Source organism: Paenibacillus sp. FJAT-27812 (assembly GCF_001273905.1).
GTDB lineage: Bacteria > Bacillota > Bacilli > Paenibacillales > Paenibacillaceae > Pristimantibacillus.
The window spans coordinates 4,241,847-4,259,248 of record NZ_LIGH01000001.1 but is presented as its reverse complement, the minus strand read 5'-3'; the positions used below and the strand labels follow the sequence as shown (position 1 = coordinate 4,259,248).

Below are 17,402 nucleotides of genomic sequence, written 5' to 3'. Positions count from 1 at the left end.
GTTTGCCATGGAGAGAATCAACCCAGTAACGGAATGATTTCATTCATGATTTCGTCCAAATTGCCGGTTGATATCACATGGAAAGTATGGGTGCTTTGAGTCCACTGGTACTCCCACTCGTACCAGTCGATCGGTTCAATCTCTTTGTTATCATTGATCTCATGCTTCAGACTTTCAATATACATCGTCCATCGCGGGTAATAAAAATCTGCGATTAATCCCGCCCATTCCCGATGTGAATAGTCGTGCAGTGAAAGCTGGGACTGTTCCGGCCCCCACACCGTAATTAGCGTCCTCGCATTGAATTCGAACAGATTCTTGTCTTCCTCGGAACGACCCAGCTCCCTTGCGTCCGCAATCCATCGGCCAAGCAGGAATTCTTTGCGGGTACTTAGAAGCTTGTCTTGCAAACGTACGAATTGCAGGAAACATTCAGTCCACTTCTCGAATAGCGTAATCTCTTTGCTGCGGAACGCGGACATAAACTGATGATAAGCATCTCGAGCAAGATCAGCGATGGCTTGTCTGGTTACGTCCACCAAATCATATAAATATCCATCCGAGCTCTTCAGTTCTTCATAACAGTCGAACAATTTTTTGCTCGCTTCTCGAACGTGGCTTTGATCGTAATAGTACCCCGTTGGTCCCCAAGTGGAGACGTTGGTTATATCCTCAGCAGGCCGAGCGCATATAATCGACTCCGTCGCTCCCTGCTGCATGGTATTGCAATTGTAGACGCTGCCGTGGAGCAAACTCCACGCCTCCGAGGCTTCGGGGAGCCACTTGCCGTATCTGCGCCGAATATACATGGCTAACCAAGCCTTCATGTCAGGAGCTTCATTGCGCCACACCATATCCGTCACAAGGTCGTACATAACCGGATTCGTTTCTATTCCTTCCATTGCAAGGCCAATTCCGGCCAATTGTCCCGACTGTGGATTCTCAAGTACAGCCGGAAGCTCATTAGCAATAAGATCGAGATTGCCGAACAAGCCGTTCTTTCCGCCATAGTTTTGAATCATGCACCATACCCACGGTGTTCCTTGGAAAGCTTCTCTTTGCTTCCAAGCCGGGTTGGATTCGCACCATAGATCCAGGATTAATGCGTGTGATTTATCGAGGCCTTGAAGCAGCGCTTCCTTCGGATTATCATGCCATGCCTGAAGCACCCATATCGCATGAGGATCTGCGTCCATCATCGTACGCTGCACTTCCTGAGCGTACGCAGTCACATCGATCCCCTCCGTGCTGCCGCCCTCATGAAACGGATCTGTGCTATAGAAGTGAAAATCCTCTCCGAAGATCGCTTTCTGCTCTTCATAGAAAATAGACGCGACTTCCTTATACATCGAATCGGTAGGCAAGAGCAGGGAAGGTCTGTCGAACTCGCACCATTTGCCTTGGTCGACAGGATCGGTTTCCGTGAATTTTAACTTGAAGTCGACTGGAACCATTCCGCTATAGCCCTGCAGGATAGGTATAATGCCAAGCGACATCATTCGCTCGTGTATTTTCCGTGCAAGCTTCACACGCTCTTGGAACCACCAATCAGGTAACGGACCACCCCACGAGGTCATATTTTGCATCCACTGCCAAGCAAAGAAAGCCGGTCCGCATATAAACTGCTTGCTTTGTTCGTCCGAATATCCGATTCGGGTCAGCAGCCTTCGCCAAACTTCTTCGTGTCCGACTAAGCTTAGTACCAAGTTGATTCCGTTTAGCGCCATCCAGTCGATTTCGCGTTCCCATCGTTCCCAGTCCCAGAAAGCCATGGAATAGGAGTAGGTACAGTAATTCAGATTATAGCGATACTTGTATGGTGTTTCTTGTCGAAATAACGATACCACCGGAAGCGGTAATGGGACGTCAATATGGTCGCCGCACCAGGAAATATGTGAATTGCATTCGTACTTTAAATACCAATAAAATCCCGATGCGATGGCCGAGCCCGATGTACCGCGGATGACAAGACGACCCTTTACGGTTTCAAGCTCGAAAGCATCGCGGTCGTCGATCTGCTTTAGCCACCGGATGTCGACTTCCTGCGAATATTTTTCGCCAATGACCCTGCGTATGAGATCATACATGGCGTTCGTATCTTGCGAGGCGTTCATAACGACCTTCCTTTCTAGCCCAACATGTGAGCATCGACCAATTTGACTTCATTACTTTCCATTCCATGCAGCTCAAAGACGACAATCTCGTTGCTTCCTTGGCGTAACAACGGCGCAGGGACATACAGCGTTCTTTGCGGTCCGGCGTTCCAATACCTGCCCAAGTTAAACCCGTTCACATAGGCGACTCCCTTGGTCCACCCGTCCAATGCCAAGAAAGTGTCGGCTAGCTCGTCGACTTGAAAGACGCCCCGACAGAACGTCGGGCCATCTTTCTTGCAATCTTGAATCGGCTGAAATGCCAAATTGGCGAGATCGGTTAAAGGTAGCGGACGAATGGTCCAATCGAACAATAAATGTTTCCACCATTCAATGCTTACAAGACGAACGCTCTGCGTAATGCCTTTGGCATCCATCATTCGCGGGCCATAATTTACACGACCCATATTTTCTACCAATATGTCTATCCGGGCTCCTTCAGCCGGAATGTCAAACATAACTTTAACGTCATGGTTCCAGCGTTCCAAAGTTCCCTTGTACTCGTCGTTCACATAGACGAGCGCGCGATCCCGAACTTCTTCAATTATCAGTTCGCACTGTTGTTTGGGACCCGACACATGAGTGGTATATAAGATAAAGCCGTAGTCCTGTCCAAGCATTTCCATTGGCTTAGGATAGACGCTTTGCACGCTTGTCGATAAATGATCCAGGCTAGCGAATAAGTCCGCTTGCTCTGTTAAGCGAATGGTTCCGTAAGCTTTCTTCGCAGAAGGCTTCGGTACCGGAATCCCTTCCAGATCGCTGTATTTGGACAACACTTCGCGAATAGCAAAGTACTTATCGGTTGGATCTCCGCATTCGTTTAATGGCGCGTCATAATCATAGCTCGTCACAGTCGCTTCATAGCGATCGGCGAAGTTGGCTCCGTTATAGAACCCAAAATTCGTGCCGCCATGGAACATGTAGAAGTTGACGGATCCACCCGACGCCAAAATTTCATCAAGGGCGGACGCCGTATCTCCTGACTCCCTTTGGATATGCGGCTTGCCCCAATGATCGAACCAACCGTTCCAAAATTCCATGCACATGACCGGTTTATTCGGTTGGTATTGCTTTAGCACAGAAAATGCTTCAGTTGCCTTGGAGCCGAAGTTCACCGTAGCTAGCGTGTCCGGAATCATCCCGCTTTGCAAACAATAGTTGATCGGCCCGTCGGAGGTGAACAAGAGGACATCCATGTCTCGCTTCTCATAGGCTTGTTTTAAATAAAGCAGATAGCTGTGATCATTGCCGAAACTGCCATACTCATTCTCGACCTGGAGAGCAATGACCGGACCGCCGTTCGTCGAGAGGTAAGGCCTTAATTTTGGCAATAACACGTCGTAATAAGCGTCCAGTTTATCCAGGTAAGGCTGATGGAAACAACGAATCCGCATATCGGGCTCCGCAAGAAGCCATGCAGGCAGGCCGCCGAATTCCCACTCCGCGCAAATATAGGGGCTGGGACGCAAGATCACGTGCAGTCCTAAATCAGCCGCTTTCTCGATAAAGGTCAATACGTCTGCCAAACCTTCGAAGCAGTACTCTCCTTGCTTCGGTTCGTGCAGATTCCAAGGGATATAGGTTTCGACGGTGTTAAACCCGCAAGCTTTTAACTTTCTCAACCGATCTTCCCAATAATCCGGTACGATGCGAAAATAATGCATCGCACCGGATAAGATCCTAAAAGGTTGTCCGTCCAACAAAAAGCTATCATTATTGTAACTGAGTACGGGCATATGATTTGAGACTCCTTATTATCGTCTTGTGATTTACTAGATAATACTTAATATGGCGACATGACAAGCGTTCCAGCAGAAGAAACGTTTGGACAATCGGTCCAACCGACATTCCCCTTAACGCAATGTCCCTATTGCCTGAATGGCGTAATACCCATAGTAATGAGCCTAGCCCCAGAACAGCTTTACATAATTATTCTTTAACAGACCCTAATGTGATGCCGTGAATGAAGAACCGTTGCATGAACGGATAAATCACAAGAATCGGAATCATGCTAACGAAAATTTTTGCCGAACTGACCGTTTTGTTCGATAGTTTCGACAATTTCTCGATTTCTTCAACCGATAAATTCGCTTGGCTGATATTAAGCTGCACGACCATTTGATTCAAATACGTTTGAAGCGGTTGCTGTGTAACGTCATTAATGAGAACAAGTCCGTCGAAAAAAGCGTTCCAATGACCGACGATACTAAATAGCGTTACGGTTGCCAAAGCCGGCAAAGATAGCGGAAGATACAGCTTAAAAAGCGTGTACCACGGACCTGCTCCATCCATACTAGCGGCTTCATCCAGTTCCTTAGGCAAATTTCTAAAGAAGTTCATGAGCAGTATGACGTTAAATATCGGAACTGCACCCGGAATAACGAGCGCCCAGATAGAGTCCATCAAACCAAAGTCGCGAATCGTAATATACCACGGGATTAAACCGCCGCTGAACAGCATCGTAAAAACAAGAAACCACATGTATACATTTCTTGCGTGGAATACACGGGTTTCTCGCGACATCGGATACGCCACCAAAACCGTCATTATAAATTGCAAGGCAACTCCTAAAATAACCCGCTTAATAGATACCCAAAAGGCGGCGAAAAATTGACTGTCATTCACGACGGCATCGTATGCCGCGAGGTTAAAGCCAACAGGCCATAACACTACTTGACCTGCGGCCGCTGCCGATTTCTCGCTGAATGAAAGCGCCAGAATATGTACAACGGGCAAAAGACTCAATATAGATATGAGACTCAAGATGATGATAATGACACTTCCCGTCAATCGATTTACCCAGGAACGATTTAGAACCACGCTTAGTCCCCTCCTTGTCACTTAGAAGATTCGATAGTTGGCAAACTTTGAGGCAAGTTTATACGATATGATAATCAGAATCATCGTCACGATAGATTTCAACAAACCGACTGCAGTTGCCAGCTCATATTGAGATTCATTAAGTCCTGCACGATAAACATACGTATCGATAATATCTCCCGTGGAATACACGAGCGGGTTATAAAGATTCAATACTTGCTCGAAGCCGGCATTCAATACATTTTGCAATGCGAGCGTCGCCACCAGCACAATCGTCGTCGCAATGCCAGGCAATGTAACATGCCATACCTGCCTCCATCTGCTCGCGCCATCAATAACCGCCGCCTCGTAAAGAGTAGGATTGATTCCGGTCAATGCAGCTAGAAAAATAATTGCGGAGAAGCCGAACTCCTTCCATACTTCGGTGCCTACAAGCCAGTAAGGGAACCACTCGCTACTTGCTAGAAAAAGCTTAGGAGAGATATTAAACCAACCTAGCACCGTATTGAGCAATCCATCCAACGATAAAATCTGACCGATAATACCTCCCAGAAGAACCCAGGATATAAAGTGCGGAAAGTAAACGACGGTTTGAACCACTCGCTTAAATACAACCTTCCTAACTTCGTTGAGCAACAGCGCAAAACATATGGACACCACCAAATTCGCGACAATCTTCATGATGGCAATAATGAGGGTGTTTCCTACCACTTGCCTTACGTCGGGAAGCTCAAACATGTATTTGAAATTTTCCAAACCGACCCACGGAGAACCAAAAAAACCTTTGGTCGGATTGAAATCCTGGAATGCGATCGTAATCCCGGTCATCGGATAGACATGGAACAGAAGCAGCAAGAGGATGCCAGGCGCTAACATGAGATGATAATGAAGCCCTATATTTCGTTTCAAATAAATTCCTCCTCCTAAGAATTAAGCGGTGCCGCAACGTTATTACAGCACCGCTTAATCGCATTAGTTACCGTTGACTTCGCTTGTGATCTGCTCGCCGCCTTGTGTGTTCCATTGCTGTACAAACTCGTCGAAATATTCAAGAGGTTTATTGCCCAATACGATTTGCAGGAATGCTTCGCTTTCTAATTTTTTAAGATTCGCCCAACGTTTGCTCATCGTTGGTGTCATTCCATAAAATTCGCTATATACACGGTTGTAGTTCGGGTTATTGACCATTGGAGCAAAACCGAACGAGCGGGAGATAGCTTCTCCGTACACGTCACCCATCTTGTCTTCTCCGGCTTTAATGGCATCGGCTACCTTTTGCATTCTTTCGATACCTACTGCATTGAAGTAGTCGTCCGGCGCTACCGTATCGCCTTTAACCATTTTCGTGATGATAAGGTGCATTTGAATTGGTTCATCGGCTTTCGCAATTGAGAGCGGAACCGGTGCCGTATGCGCATCGGGTCTTGGCGCCATGTTTTTGTATGGACTTTTTTCTCCATCCGCATACAAATTCAGCAATTTAACGACCAATTCGGGATATTTAAAACCTTTTTTCACAACAGCAATATTATTAATCGGCGCTTCTTGGCGTCCAAAGGACTTGCCTTTCTCGTCTTGCAGCAAGTAAGCCCGCCAAATCGCGCTAGGATCCTGCTTGTAGGAGTCAGCGAGAGGCGACCAACCCGACCACCATGGGCCAAGGTAAACGCCGGCTTTGCCGCTGGCTACCTTTTGCGTAACCATTTCGGATTTGCTTGTCGCAAACTCCTTGTCGATCGTTCCCTCTTGGTACATGTCGCGGATCAGACTAAGCGCTTTCTTGGTTTCAGGTGTAGTGGAACCATAGACGACCTTGCCGTCAGCTCCTTTAACCCACAGGCCAGGACTGGAATGATTAACTTGGAAGATGCCATCATAGGAGTCCAGAGGATTGACAAAGCCGTCAATGACTCCGGTGCCCGGAATGCCGGTTGTTCCTTCTTTCTCGTTGAACACCTTGACTATATTGCGCAGATCGTCTAACGTCTTTGGCTCGGCCACTTGGTATTTATCCAGCCAATCCTTGCGCAGCCAAACTTCCTGAACATTGTTGTCTACCATCCCGAGTCCTGGTATACCATAGAATTTACCGTCTACCGTTAGTGTCTCTAAACCTTTGCCATTGTCGCTCTGATATAGGGATTTAATTCGATCTGAGGCGTAGTCTTTATAAACTTCCGTCAAATCTTCTACCATGCCGTTTTTCACCAAGTCCACATAATCCGAGTAATTCTGAACCATAAAGATATCCGGCAATTTGTTACTTGCAATATCCAGTTTAAGCTTCTGATCGTAGGCACTATCCTGGGCCGTCCATGCATAGGTCAATTTGACGCCAAAAGTGTCATTTGCCAGCGTAATCAATTGATTGTCAGTCAGCGTTTCACCTTCCGGCATGTTTTGCGGAGGTCCGTTGCCTACCGATTTGGCCATCGTCACTTCAATCTGTTCGAGCAGCTTGCCGAACGGATCTTTGCTGACTTGCTCTGTTTGTTCCTGCTCTTCGATTGGTGCCGTAGTGACGGTATTTCCAGCTTGGTTTTCAGCGTTGTTACCTCCGGCATTCCCGCAAGCCGTAAGACCGACAAGCAGGAATGACATCGCCAAGATAGCTAGTTTCTTCAAAATCAAACCCCTCTTTTCTATTCATGTTATGAAGGACAAGCTTGTTCCTCAATTAGAATCATACATCGAATATGCCAATTCGCGAGAGAGATTGAATTGAGTAAATGGTATGAATATTTTACTCATCAGTCGTCTTCCGTCAAAAACCTCACGGTCATGAATCTGAATTCATGGTCGTAAGGTTTCTTGTTTGTTTCTATACATCTAGATGGCTGCCGAGGAGGTTAGTCCGAAACGACGATCTCATTGATCGCATAGTGATACCAGATCAGATTAGCGGCATTTACCTTGATGCGCATGCCTTTTTTTCCAGTTACCTTCGGAAAAGATATGGATTTCGACTCCAAAGTCGCGTTACTAAAGCTCCAGGACACATTTCCTGAAGTCGCAACGGATTGCCAATTCGTGCTACCATCGTCCGAAACTTCAATATCCCAGCTTTTCGGAGCTTGCCCTCCAGCGAATTTTCCAAACAATTCAACCTGCTCGAAGCTTTGTGGCGAGGTCCAATTGAACGTAATATACTGAGGCAAGACAGGATTATCCACGCTAACGTAACTGTCCGCATCAGAACCATTATTGATGTTGCCCGGTCCTGTTCCGCTTGACGTACTTACTGTCGCCGCTGTAGCCAGGTTATGATACACTTCTATTTCATTGACAGCGAAGTGGCTCCAGTTTAAGTTGGAAGATTTAACTTTTATACGTAATCCTTTCTTGTTCATAACAAGCGGGAAAGAGATCAGCTTTTCTTCAATCACACCCGTATTGTTCACCCAGGACACATTGCCCGAATCGGCAACCTTGGTCCAATTGTTAACTCCATCGTCAGATACCTCAATATCCCATGATGTTGGTCCCTGTCCTTGCGCAAAGTAGGTCTTCAACAAGACACTATTGAATGATTGCGGGGTTTGCCAGTTCAAGTTGAGATATTTCGGCAAAACCGGATTGTCTACACTGACATAAGCGCTGTTTACGTTTGCATCATTAATGGATACAATGCCCGTCCCTTCAGATGCACTAGCCGTAGCCAGAAGTGACTTGTTGGGTAGAGTATCCATAGCTATGTCGTTTGAAATTTGAATTTCGTTAATTGCATAGTGGCTCCAAGTCAAGTTTGCACTTTTTATTTTCAAACGGACGCCTTTCTTTCCGGAAACCTGCGCAAAGCTGATCTTCTTAAATTCAACTGTGCCCGTGTTTGTCAACCAGTTCACCGTGCCCGAGGAAGCGACAGTCGTCCAACCGGTCAAGCCGTCGTCGGAAACTTCAATATCCCAATCGGTAGGGGCTTGACCTTGCGCGAATCCGGTTCCCAACGTCACACCGTTAAACGATTGCGGCTCTGCATATTTGATCGTAACGTACTGCGGTAACGCAGAATTATTGTTGCTGACCAGAGAAGTTTTCCAATTGTTGTCAATAAGTGCATTTGCATCGGCTCCGGAGTTGTTGAATGCCCGAATCGATTTCACCGGCTCTGATGAAGGATCAACGTAATTGATCGTCACCGCGTCGTTATCAGTCAGTCTAACGTCGACGGAGTTCGTATACCCATCCAAAAGATTCAGCGGCAAACTGTAATTAAAGAACTCATCCCACACGCCCATAAGGCGGGACCACTTGTTATTCACGTTGAAGCGAATCGATCCGTCGGCATTGATTGCCATCCGAACGGACCCCGTTCCGTCCCCTTCTGCCCGCAAGCGATTTGCAGTACCGCTAATCAGGGCTGAAGCGTAGTTAAAATTCGTTTTGGCGCTGCGGAAATCATTCGTTCCTCGCCCGCCGGAATCGCTCGGGCCAAACAGATAAAAGTCCTTCATATCCTGGGACCATGGCCACGTCGGCTTAACGCGGAACGAATCACTCGGACCAGTTCTTGTTTTCGCAGCGGTCCCTACAGGACGACCAATATGATCTGAAGGGTAGACCGAATAATCACCTTGGCGATCCCAAGAAATTTCATCAACTTGGCTCGTAAGATTGAAAGCGACACCCGCTTCTGTCAAGGATTGCGGCACGCCGTTCACGGTGTAGGTTGTACGTATAAGTCCGGTACCATCGATGCGGACGGAGAACTGCGCCGTGAGAGTTCCGTATCTGCCGTTGATGTTCACAAGTGCTTGTTGTCCATCCATTTGAGAAGTAATTGATGATAAATTCCAAGTATTAGGGTCAGGAAGCAATTGATTAACATTAACCGAATTACCCAAGTTCAGATACGGTCCGCCTGTCATAATGGTGGTTCCGTTGTAGGTACCGTTCGTGATCAATCCGGTCGTTTTACTGAAAGTCACGCTGAAGGTGCTTCCGTTTATCATGATCGCCGATGCACTATCTGTAATCGTAGGCGTTCCCTGCGGCATAGAAAATTGATAATCAGGACGTCCAATAGGAAGACGGAATTCATCGATGAGCTGGTTGTCCTTATACACTTGCAAGGTAATGATGTCCCCATAATTCCAATTTCTGGACGGAATCGTAATAGAGCCTGTACTTCTCTTCGGCACGTTCACATCGGTGATCGTCCCCGTATCCTGACCGACCGTCCATACGAATTGTAATTCGCTGAAGTTTGTATGATTATATCGGTTCTCAATGGGAATAATCAGTGGATTTCCACTTCCCGGATTGCTGAGTGGACCATCATTCAACACAATTGGACTGTAAACCTTCTTCATATGGTAATATTCTGGTTTCTCTCGTCCCCAAGCGTCGAGCATTCCCCACTGTGCAATTCCCCAATTCGTGTTATTCGGTCTGTGCATAACCAAATCGACGCCGCCCCAGATAGCGCCTCCTAACACACCGTTGGTTTTATACATAGGCTCCCAGAACTTCTTCAAGTTCACGCCGTAGAAATCTCTAAACCCGGGGTCGAATTTCAAGCCCTCTTTATTGTGGCCGTAGTCATGAGCGTATTCGTCATACAGTTCCGGTACCGCATGTGTACCATATTGATCCGTATTAAAGGTTTGGTAATGTTTACTCCAAATTTCGTATTTTGAGTTGCTGCTGGTAAACGGATAACTGAAGATAGTCGGTCTCGATGGATCTTCCAGCCTCAAAAAGTCATGCATTTTTTGAAAATTATCTCCCCAGAAGGATTCATTCCCCAAAGACCAAATGATGATGCTGGCATGACTTCGATCCTTCTCCACCATTTCTGAGAGAGGATCCAAGAACTCATCCGTATAATTAGTATTATTTACTACGTTTTGCGGACCATCAGCCGTATCTACGAAGATAATGGATGCTTCTTCTTCAACATAGATACCAAGCTCATCACATAATTCTAAAAATTGGTCAGTTTGCGGGAAGTGAGCGGTACGAATGAAATTAACGTTCGCATCTTTCAACTTGCGAATCATTTGTTCATCGATCTGGGCATCTGGGACAATTCCTCTGTCTGCAATGACCTGATGCCAGTTCACACCATGAAGCTTGATCTCTTCACCATTGACATACATGTTCTTTCCTACCATCGTCACTTCACGGAATCCAACCTTCTGAGAAAGAGTCTGAACCACCGTTCCTCCAATCTCGAGGGAAGATTCTAGTGTGTACAGATTGGGATGCTCGGAGTCCCACTTGATTGGACTGGAAACCGGGATATTCACAGTGGCTTCCGGGCTTGCAGACGACAAAGAAATCGTATTCGGACTAATTGAAACTGCTGCTCCACTCGGATCTTTCAAGGATAGCTGCATGACTCCTGATGTGGCTGCATTAAATGCCATACCAGCAGATACTTTGAGTGTTGCATCGTTATAGGCAGCATCGAGATCGGTCTCAGAATGCAGACGTGTTACATAGTCTCTCGGAAGGGCAATTAGCTTAACGTCGCGATGTATGCCTCCCAAGAGCTGATAATCCAGACGCATGGTTTCATAAGTCAATCCGACTGTTATCGAAGCAGATTGACCAGGCGTGACGAAACTTGTAATGTCACAATCCCAAGTCGTAAACGCTCCGCGGTGTGTACGAACCATTTGCCCATTAACCCACACTCTGGCGTAATTATAAGCACCTTCGAACCGGAGCAATATCGTTTTTCCAGCATAGTCCGAAGGAATCGTTACTTGTTTCTTGTACGCCAGTTCGCGATCCATGAAGGGGTTGCCATTTCGGTCAAGCTTATTGCCTAAATTTTGAAAAATGCCTTCTGCAAATAGATCATGAGGCACTTCCAAGTCCTCCCACGAAGCGGGATCCACGCTGTCACTCCAAAAATTCGCGGGTGGATTCAAATTAAACTTCCATGTACCTGAAAGACTAGTCACCGGATTGGCAACTCCTTCAGTACTTAAAGGTATAGGAGCGACGACGGCCCTTGGCCAGACCGTATTCGCGGAAGCAACATCTGTTGTAAGATTGAGTGATGACAATAGCATACACACGAGCAGCAGCATCTTTGCGCCAAGAGAGAAATTAACACGGTTTTCTTTTATCATATATCTTCTCCTCATAGATTATTTAATAAGCGGTATTTAACGCAAACTCAAATTATAGGAATTAACGCTCTTTCAAGATACCTACATGGATCGACTTAATATCACCTCCGCGTTCGAACCGCAACAATTTGTAGTATTCTCGCGAGATTAGCTTGTCCTATCAATCACTCATATCACCTCCTCTCAATCTCATTTTCTCGGAAATTCATTTTAATCCATATACTTACTATTATTGATATAAATTATAAAAGGACGCATAGTTTCGCGTCCCTCGTCCTTTTTTGCTATTATTTTTCAATTCCGCTTCAATTTCTCGAATGATTTGATCTCCGCCTTGCTTCTTCCATTTCAGTTGCGAAGTTGTCAAGCTCTTCGAGACTGACAATCAAGAATGTCAACGCTTTCAAGACTATCTTTCATTTAAAGATGTAAAGGATTCGCTTGTTCCTCAATTGAATCATACACGGAATAATCCGATGCGCGAGAGAGAATGAATTGAGCAAATGGTATGAATATTTTACAGGCATGGCGTTTTTTTATCGGCAAGTTAACCGATACTCGGTTGGAAGCATTCCTACTTTCGTTCTAAAAATCTTGCTGAAATATTTCTCATCTAGAAATCCCGATTGTTCGGCTATCCAGTAAATCGGATGATTGGTCGTTCGAAGCAGCTTTTGAGCATAGCGGATATTCGTCTCCTGTAAGTAGACGACAAAAGACATATTCATGATGTCCTTAAAGCATTTGCTGAAATAGCTTTTGCTCAAATTAACAAACGTACAAATCTCGGATTGACTCAATCTTCTTCCTGCATGAAGGTGTATATAATCACTGGCTTGTATGACTGAATGAATGACCTCCTCGGAGTAACCGCTGCGACGAAAAATTTGCATTATGTCCTCGCGTCCCGATCGCAAGATTGCAGTCAACTCTTGCGACCGGGGCATCCGTAAGTCGAGAAGTTGGCTCATCCATCCATCGGGAATGTTATCCATGAGCTTGCTTTGCCAAACCGTATATGCCTCCTGGATCAGCCGATTCCACACTCGCTCCTCCTCAATGGCCGGGGCGTATACTTGCGTCATTCTCTCCAACCACTTGTCGTCAACAAGCCATAGAACAGATTGCCACGTCACTGCAATCTCATCGAGAGAAGCTGCAGGCTCCGACCGCGTTGCCAAAGTTTCCTGCACTCGCTTGACAATGCGACCGCAAAATTGATCGACATCCATATCTTCCAATTGGGTCTTGACGATGTAATCGATTGCGCCAAGGCGGAGCGCTTCCTGAATGAAGTCAAAGTCCTGGTGACAGGTTAGAATGACTGTCGAAACCGTAGAATCCATCTGGTTCACACGCTCAAGAAGCTTAAGTCCGTTCATTCCCGGCATCGTAATATCGGTGAACAACAAATCGATTTGCCGGTCTTTCATAATATCTAACGCTTTTTCCGCATTTGGAGCTTCTCCGATGATTTGGATGCCGAACCGATCCCACGGAAGCATCATCCGTAAGCCTTTTCTGACGATACTTTCATCGTCCACTATCAGTGCGTTAATCATATACCGCGCTCCTTTTTACATGTGATCGGGAATAATAATCGTGATTTTTGTGCCTTTGCCTACCTTGCTGTCGATAAGAAATTGTGCCCGATCACCATAATAAGTATTAATCATCTTGAACACGTAGCGCAGCCCTATGCCAAGCCCGATTTTCTCCTCCGATTCTAGCTTACCTTGCTTCATCATGGCAATCTGTTCCTCAGACATCCCTTTCCCGCTGTCAGCAACGACCAATTGGATGGAATTATCTTCAGTCTTGCTCAAAAACACCTCAATGTAACCGTCACTGTTCTCCAGACCATGATATAAAGCATTCTCTACAAGCGGTTGCAGAACAAATCGCGGCAACGGAACTTGCTCAACCTCGGCAGCAACAACGACACGTACATCAAACTTGTGATCATAGCGTATTTGCTGCAATTCCACATAATCCCGGATTGCACGCACTTCCTCGGCTACCTTGACAATCATTGATTTCTTGCCCAAATTATAATGCAAAACTCGCGTAAAAATAGTAACGAGCTTCGCAATATCCGTTTGACCGTGCATACGGGCAAGCCATTGAATCGTATTCAGAGTATTATGAATGAAATGCGGATTGATCTGAACTAGCAGCTTCTCAACCTCAAGCTCCCCTTTTCGTTTTTCCTTCGCTTCGACTTCAGAAATCAATTCGACGATTCGATCCCTCATTCGTACGAAATTGTACAGAAGATCTTTAAATTCGATAAGCCGAATGTCTGGCTCGGATTCGTCGGATAAATTTATCGTAAACCGTTTAATTACGGTTTTTATTTGACGTAATGGATGACTGACCATTCTCCAGATCAAGTAGGCTAGCAACATGCTTATTGTTAGCGAGCAGCCCGAAATGAACAAAAATCGATTATACCATTTTCTTATTTCCTGATTGTACTCCGATGTTGGAATGAGCAAAGAGAGTGTCCATCCCTCATCACTTGTCGATGTAATAGAGTGATAGTGGGCTAAATCGCCCTTCGCATCGCTGTACTGCATCACTCCATCGGCACTTGTCATCGTATGGTTGACCAACATTCCTACTGTATTTTGCGAAAACATATTTTGAATGACCGAAGCAAGTTTGATCTCTAAATAAACATAGATAGATTCTCCTTGGTCATCTCTTAACATTCTTATCAGTGAAAATACGAGTTCAGGTTCTCCAGCGCCAATGCTTTCATGGGGACCATAATAGGTCAAATCGTTGGCGCGATACAGACTCGGTCGTTTGAAAATATCGCTTGGATCCTTGATGGTCATATTGGCGAATTGCACATGGTTTGGCTGATTGGGGAAATAAAAAAACACGGCTCCCAAACTCAGATTCGATAGATAGATATTGATCAAGGACTGATTCGTACGAGCGAATAACAGCGCTCGATTATACGCATCGCTCTCCGCAAGATAATCGATCACATTTCTGCCCATCCCACCGTCAACGACAAGCATTTGTGACGCATTGCTCAAATCGTCCAATAATCCTTCAAGTGCTGTACTTTCAGCTACGACTCGATTATGCAAATCGTCCTCGACTCGATTTACTTGATCGATATAAATGTATTGATAGGTAATAAAGCCGATTAGAACGATGGGTACCATCGTCGCGATTATCAACATACTGCCTAAACGGCCTATTAACGAATGAAAGATCACTTATTGTGCCTCCCCATGATGTATTGATCAATTATAATAATAGATTTGGCGCCTCGCTCATTTTTTTTATATTGTTTCGGCGTACAGCCGGCGTAGCGCTTAAATAACTCATAGAAATGTGCCATATTCTCGATTCCTATTTCGATAGCAATTTCGGTTATGTTCTTCTTATCGGCTGCCAGCATTCTCTCCGCTCTCGCAATGCGCTTTCGATTGACGTAATCAATGAACGATATGCCCGCCTTTTTCTTGAAATACTTTGAAAAGAACTTGCTGATGAAGTCCGCGAATACTTGTGTAAAAATTGTTGATTCAATGACTTAGATTTTGTTGCATTCCTAATCCAATGGAATGATGGTAATCTTTGGCTTCAATAATTGCAATTGGGATATTGGCTTTTTAGTAAATGATGTAGTCTGCACGTTTTTTCTCGCCACGAGTGACAATTTTCTTTCGCACAATAATTCGTCCATCTGTGAAGGAAACTTCTTCTCGAATTTGCTTCTGCACATCCCATCCAGACTGGACTAGAGCAGGAGTAATATATTTCGTGCATATATTTCGTTCTTTAAGGTTTTTTTTATTCATAGAGATCCTCCGAACAAACTGCAAGAAATAGGCCATTAGTCATATTTCAATATAAGAACGTGAAATACCTTTTTCAAAATTTTATTCTGTTTAAATTGGGTTTTTATGATAAATTTATTACAAAACAATTTGATTAGTAGGAGGCTAAGATGTGGAATCGTATAAAGTAGTTGACACTCTTGTTAACAGTGGTGAATTACCAAGGATATTGGCATTAAAAATTAATGAATGTGTAGTTGTAAAACACTTCGGATTGTCATTAACCGAAAAATATGTTGTACACGAAGCACATACAACTTTTCCTGCTCAATACTATTTAAAACCTCACATATCACTTCACCGCTATTGGAACGAGGATGATCCTAATATTGAACAATTCTCACCTATATATTTCATTGTAGTAGAAACAAAGAAAAAAAATGATCATAGATTCCCAGGAGAAGTAGTGTACGTTGGCAAGACTGAAAACAATAAATCGAATCGGTTCGGAAACGGGCATAAAGCAACGCAATGTTTGAATGATCCAAAATATGACGGAATGGATAAATATATACAATGCAAATTCAAACTAATTTCGAAATAAGATTAATTGATAATGATGGCGAGTATATAATTAAGCCGCAGTCCGAATTATTATACCCAATCGAATGGATTGGTTTACCAAATATTAGTGACAATGATAAGCAATATTATGAAATAATTAAACAATTTGAAAGTAGCAAAGATAAATTCCCAATTACAGAATACGTTGAAGATTGTGTTAATTTTATAGAGTCGACGCTCATTCATACTCTTAAGCCAGAGATAAACGTAAAACTCAAAGAATTTGCAACTGTACCAGAGAAAGATAGTAGTATCTTAGTTCATTTTCTTAATCAAGTTTCAATCAGTCAAGGAAGTCTTCCAACAAATGGACAAACTAATATTTTTGAAGGAGTTAAATCAAAATTAGCAGAGAGATTTATGGGACATAAACTTACTAATCATTCTTTAAAATCTTTTGTGGAAGCGAACATCTAATCCAAGAAATTTATTCAAGTGGCCCAATTATTTCTTAATTTTGTTCCCTAATAAAAAATTTTAATCAAACCGACCAAAATATGAGTCGGATTTTTTTATATATACACATCAAAATAAGAAGAATCTTGATTAGTTATCTAAATCGAGGGTTATAACACGAACGCGAATTCCCATATCAAGGTGATTCTGTTAATTAATGAATTAGGCCGGTGGAGTTGAAATCATGTACCGGGATATGGTGTGACCAAAGAATGAGAGAGACAGAAATTTGCCAACTAATTGAAAAATCATTTCTCGATCAGGCAACAGTAACATTCAGCCTTTATGACCCTTTTGATGCAAATATGACATATGAAGTTGTCAGTATTGTAACCGGGATTAATTAGCAAATGCGTCGCGTCAAAATGATGGAACCGGACAATTCAGCTTTTTGTTCACTTTCTAAAACAGCAGCCATCACTTTTGCTTTTGGGGTATTCGACTCCATAATTCACATA

General features: G+C 44.4%; 11 protein-coding genes and 1 pseudogene. 2 read left to right on the top strand and 10 right to left on the bottom strand.

The annotated features are described in order from the left end of the window. Window positions 1-17 precede the first annotated feature (17 nt). From ADU23_RS17945 to ADU23_RS17900, 10 genes and pseudogenes are all read right to left on the bottom strand, one after another. The gene (locus tag ADU23_RS17945; protein ID WP_053374983.1) at window positions 18-2,114 is read right to left on the bottom strand and encodes an alpha-N-acetylglucosaminidase; all 2,097 of its coding nucleotides are present in this window, start codon (window positions 2,112-2,114) and stop codon (window positions 18-20) included. 14 nt (window positions 2,115-2,128) lie between these two features. Beyond that, on the bottom strand, window positions 2,129-3,892 hold the full coding sequence (locus tag ADU23_RS17940) for a glycoside hydrolase family 35 protein (protein WP_053374982.1): 1,764 nt from the start codon (window positions 3,890-3,892) through the stop codon (window positions 2,129-2,131). A gap of 193 nt (window positions 3,893-4,085) precedes the next feature. Next, complete coding sequence (locus tag ADU23_RS17935; RefSeq protein WP_053374981.1) at window positions 4,086-4,976, bottom strand: carbohydrate ABC transporter permease; 891 nt, start codon at window positions 4,974-4,976, stop codon at window positions 4,086-4,088. A 21-nt stretch (window positions 4,977-4,997) separates the two neighbouring features. Further along, window positions 4,998-5,852, bottom strand: coding sequence for an ABC transporter permease (locus ADU23_RS17930; RefSeq protein WP_053377700.1), 855 nt, complete (start codon window positions 5,850-5,852; stop codon window positions 4,998-5,000). A 96-nt stretch (window positions 5,853-5,948) separates the two neighbouring features. Beyond that, window positions 5,949-7,601 (bottom strand): extracellular solute-binding protein, encoded by a 1,653-nt coding sequence (locus tag ADU23_RS17925; RefSeq protein ID WP_053374980.1) that lies wholly within the window; start codon window positions 7,599-7,601, stop codon window positions 5,949-5,951. 224 nt (window positions 7,602-7,825) lie between these two features. Next, a complete protein-coding gene (locus tag ADU23_RS17920; RefSeq protein ID WP_197286084.1) occupies window positions 7,826-12,061 on the bottom strand; it encodes a glycoside hydrolase family 2 TIM barrel-domain containing protein in 4,236 nt (1,411 codons plus the stop codon). A 536-nt stretch (window positions 12,062-12,597) separates the two neighbouring features. Next, window positions 12,598-13,623: a response regulator transcription factor gene (locus ADU23_RS17915; protein WP_053374978.1), complete on the bottom strand. Its 1,026-nt coding sequence runs from the start codon at window positions 13,621-13,623 to the stop codon at window positions 12,598-12,600. Window positions 13,624-13,638: 15 nt separating this feature from the next. Beyond that, window positions 13,639-15,297: a sensor histidine kinase gene (locus tag ADU23_RS17910; protein ID WP_053374977.1), complete on the bottom strand. Its 1,659-nt coding sequence runs from the start codon at window positions 15,295-15,297 to the stop codon at window positions 13,639-13,641. Continuing rightward, entirely contained in the window at window positions 15,294-15,575 is a 282-nt protein-coding gene (locus ADU23_RS32185) for a helix-turn-helix domain-containing protein (protein WP_269433170.1), read from the bottom strand. Before ADU23_RS32185 ends, ADU23_RS17910 begins: the two co-directional genes overlap by 4 nt. Window positions 15,576-15,612: 37 nt before the next feature. Continuing rightward, a pseudogene (locus ADU23_RS17900) lies at window positions 15,613-15,885 on the bottom strand (type I restriction endonuclease subunit R); the annotation flags it as partial. Window positions 15,886-16,036: 151 nt separating this feature from the next. Between ADU23_RS17900 and ADU23_RS17895 the strand changes: the two are divergent. Further along, window positions 16,037-16,468 carry a hypothetical protein gene (locus tag ADU23_RS17895; protein WP_053374974.1) on the top strand — a complete coding sequence of 144 codons (432 nt, stop codon included), beginning with the start codon at window positions 16,037-16,039 and terminating at the stop codon, window positions 16,466-16,468. Continuing rightward, entirely contained in the window at window positions 16,441-16,905 is a 465-nt protein-coding gene (locus tag ADU23_RS17890; protein WP_053374973.1) for a hypothetical protein, read from the top strand. Before ADU23_RS17895 ends, ADU23_RS17890 begins: the two co-directional genes overlap by 28 nt. Window positions 16,906-17,402: the final 497 nt, after the last annotated feature.

Bases quoted from the DNA above. Each gene is read 5' to 3' on its own strand.
- ADU23_RS17930 (WP_053377700.1), bottom strand. From the start codon at position 5,852: ATGTTAGCGCCTGGCATCCTCTTGCTGCTTCTGTTCCATGTCTATCCG.
- ADU23_RS17945 (WP_053374983.1), bottom strand. From the start codon at position 2,114: ATGAACGCCTCGCAAGATACGAACGCCATGTATGATCTCATACGCAGG.
- ADU23_RS17920 (WP_197286084.1), bottom strand. From the start codon at position 12,061: ATGATAAAAGAAAACCGTGTTAATTTCTCTCTTGGCGCAAAGATGCTG.
- ADU23_RS17915 (WP_053374978.1), bottom strand. From the start codon at position 13,623: ATGATTAACGCACTGATAGTGGACGATGAAAGTATCGTCAGAAAAGGC.
- ADU23_RS17890 (WP_053374973.1), top strand. From the start codon at position 16,441: ATGCAAATTCAAACTAATTTCGAAATAAGATTAATTGATAATGATGGC.
- ADU23_RS17940 (WP_053374982.1), bottom strand. From the start codon at position 3,892: ATGCCCGTACTCAGTTACAATAATGATAGCTTTTTGTTGGACGGACAA.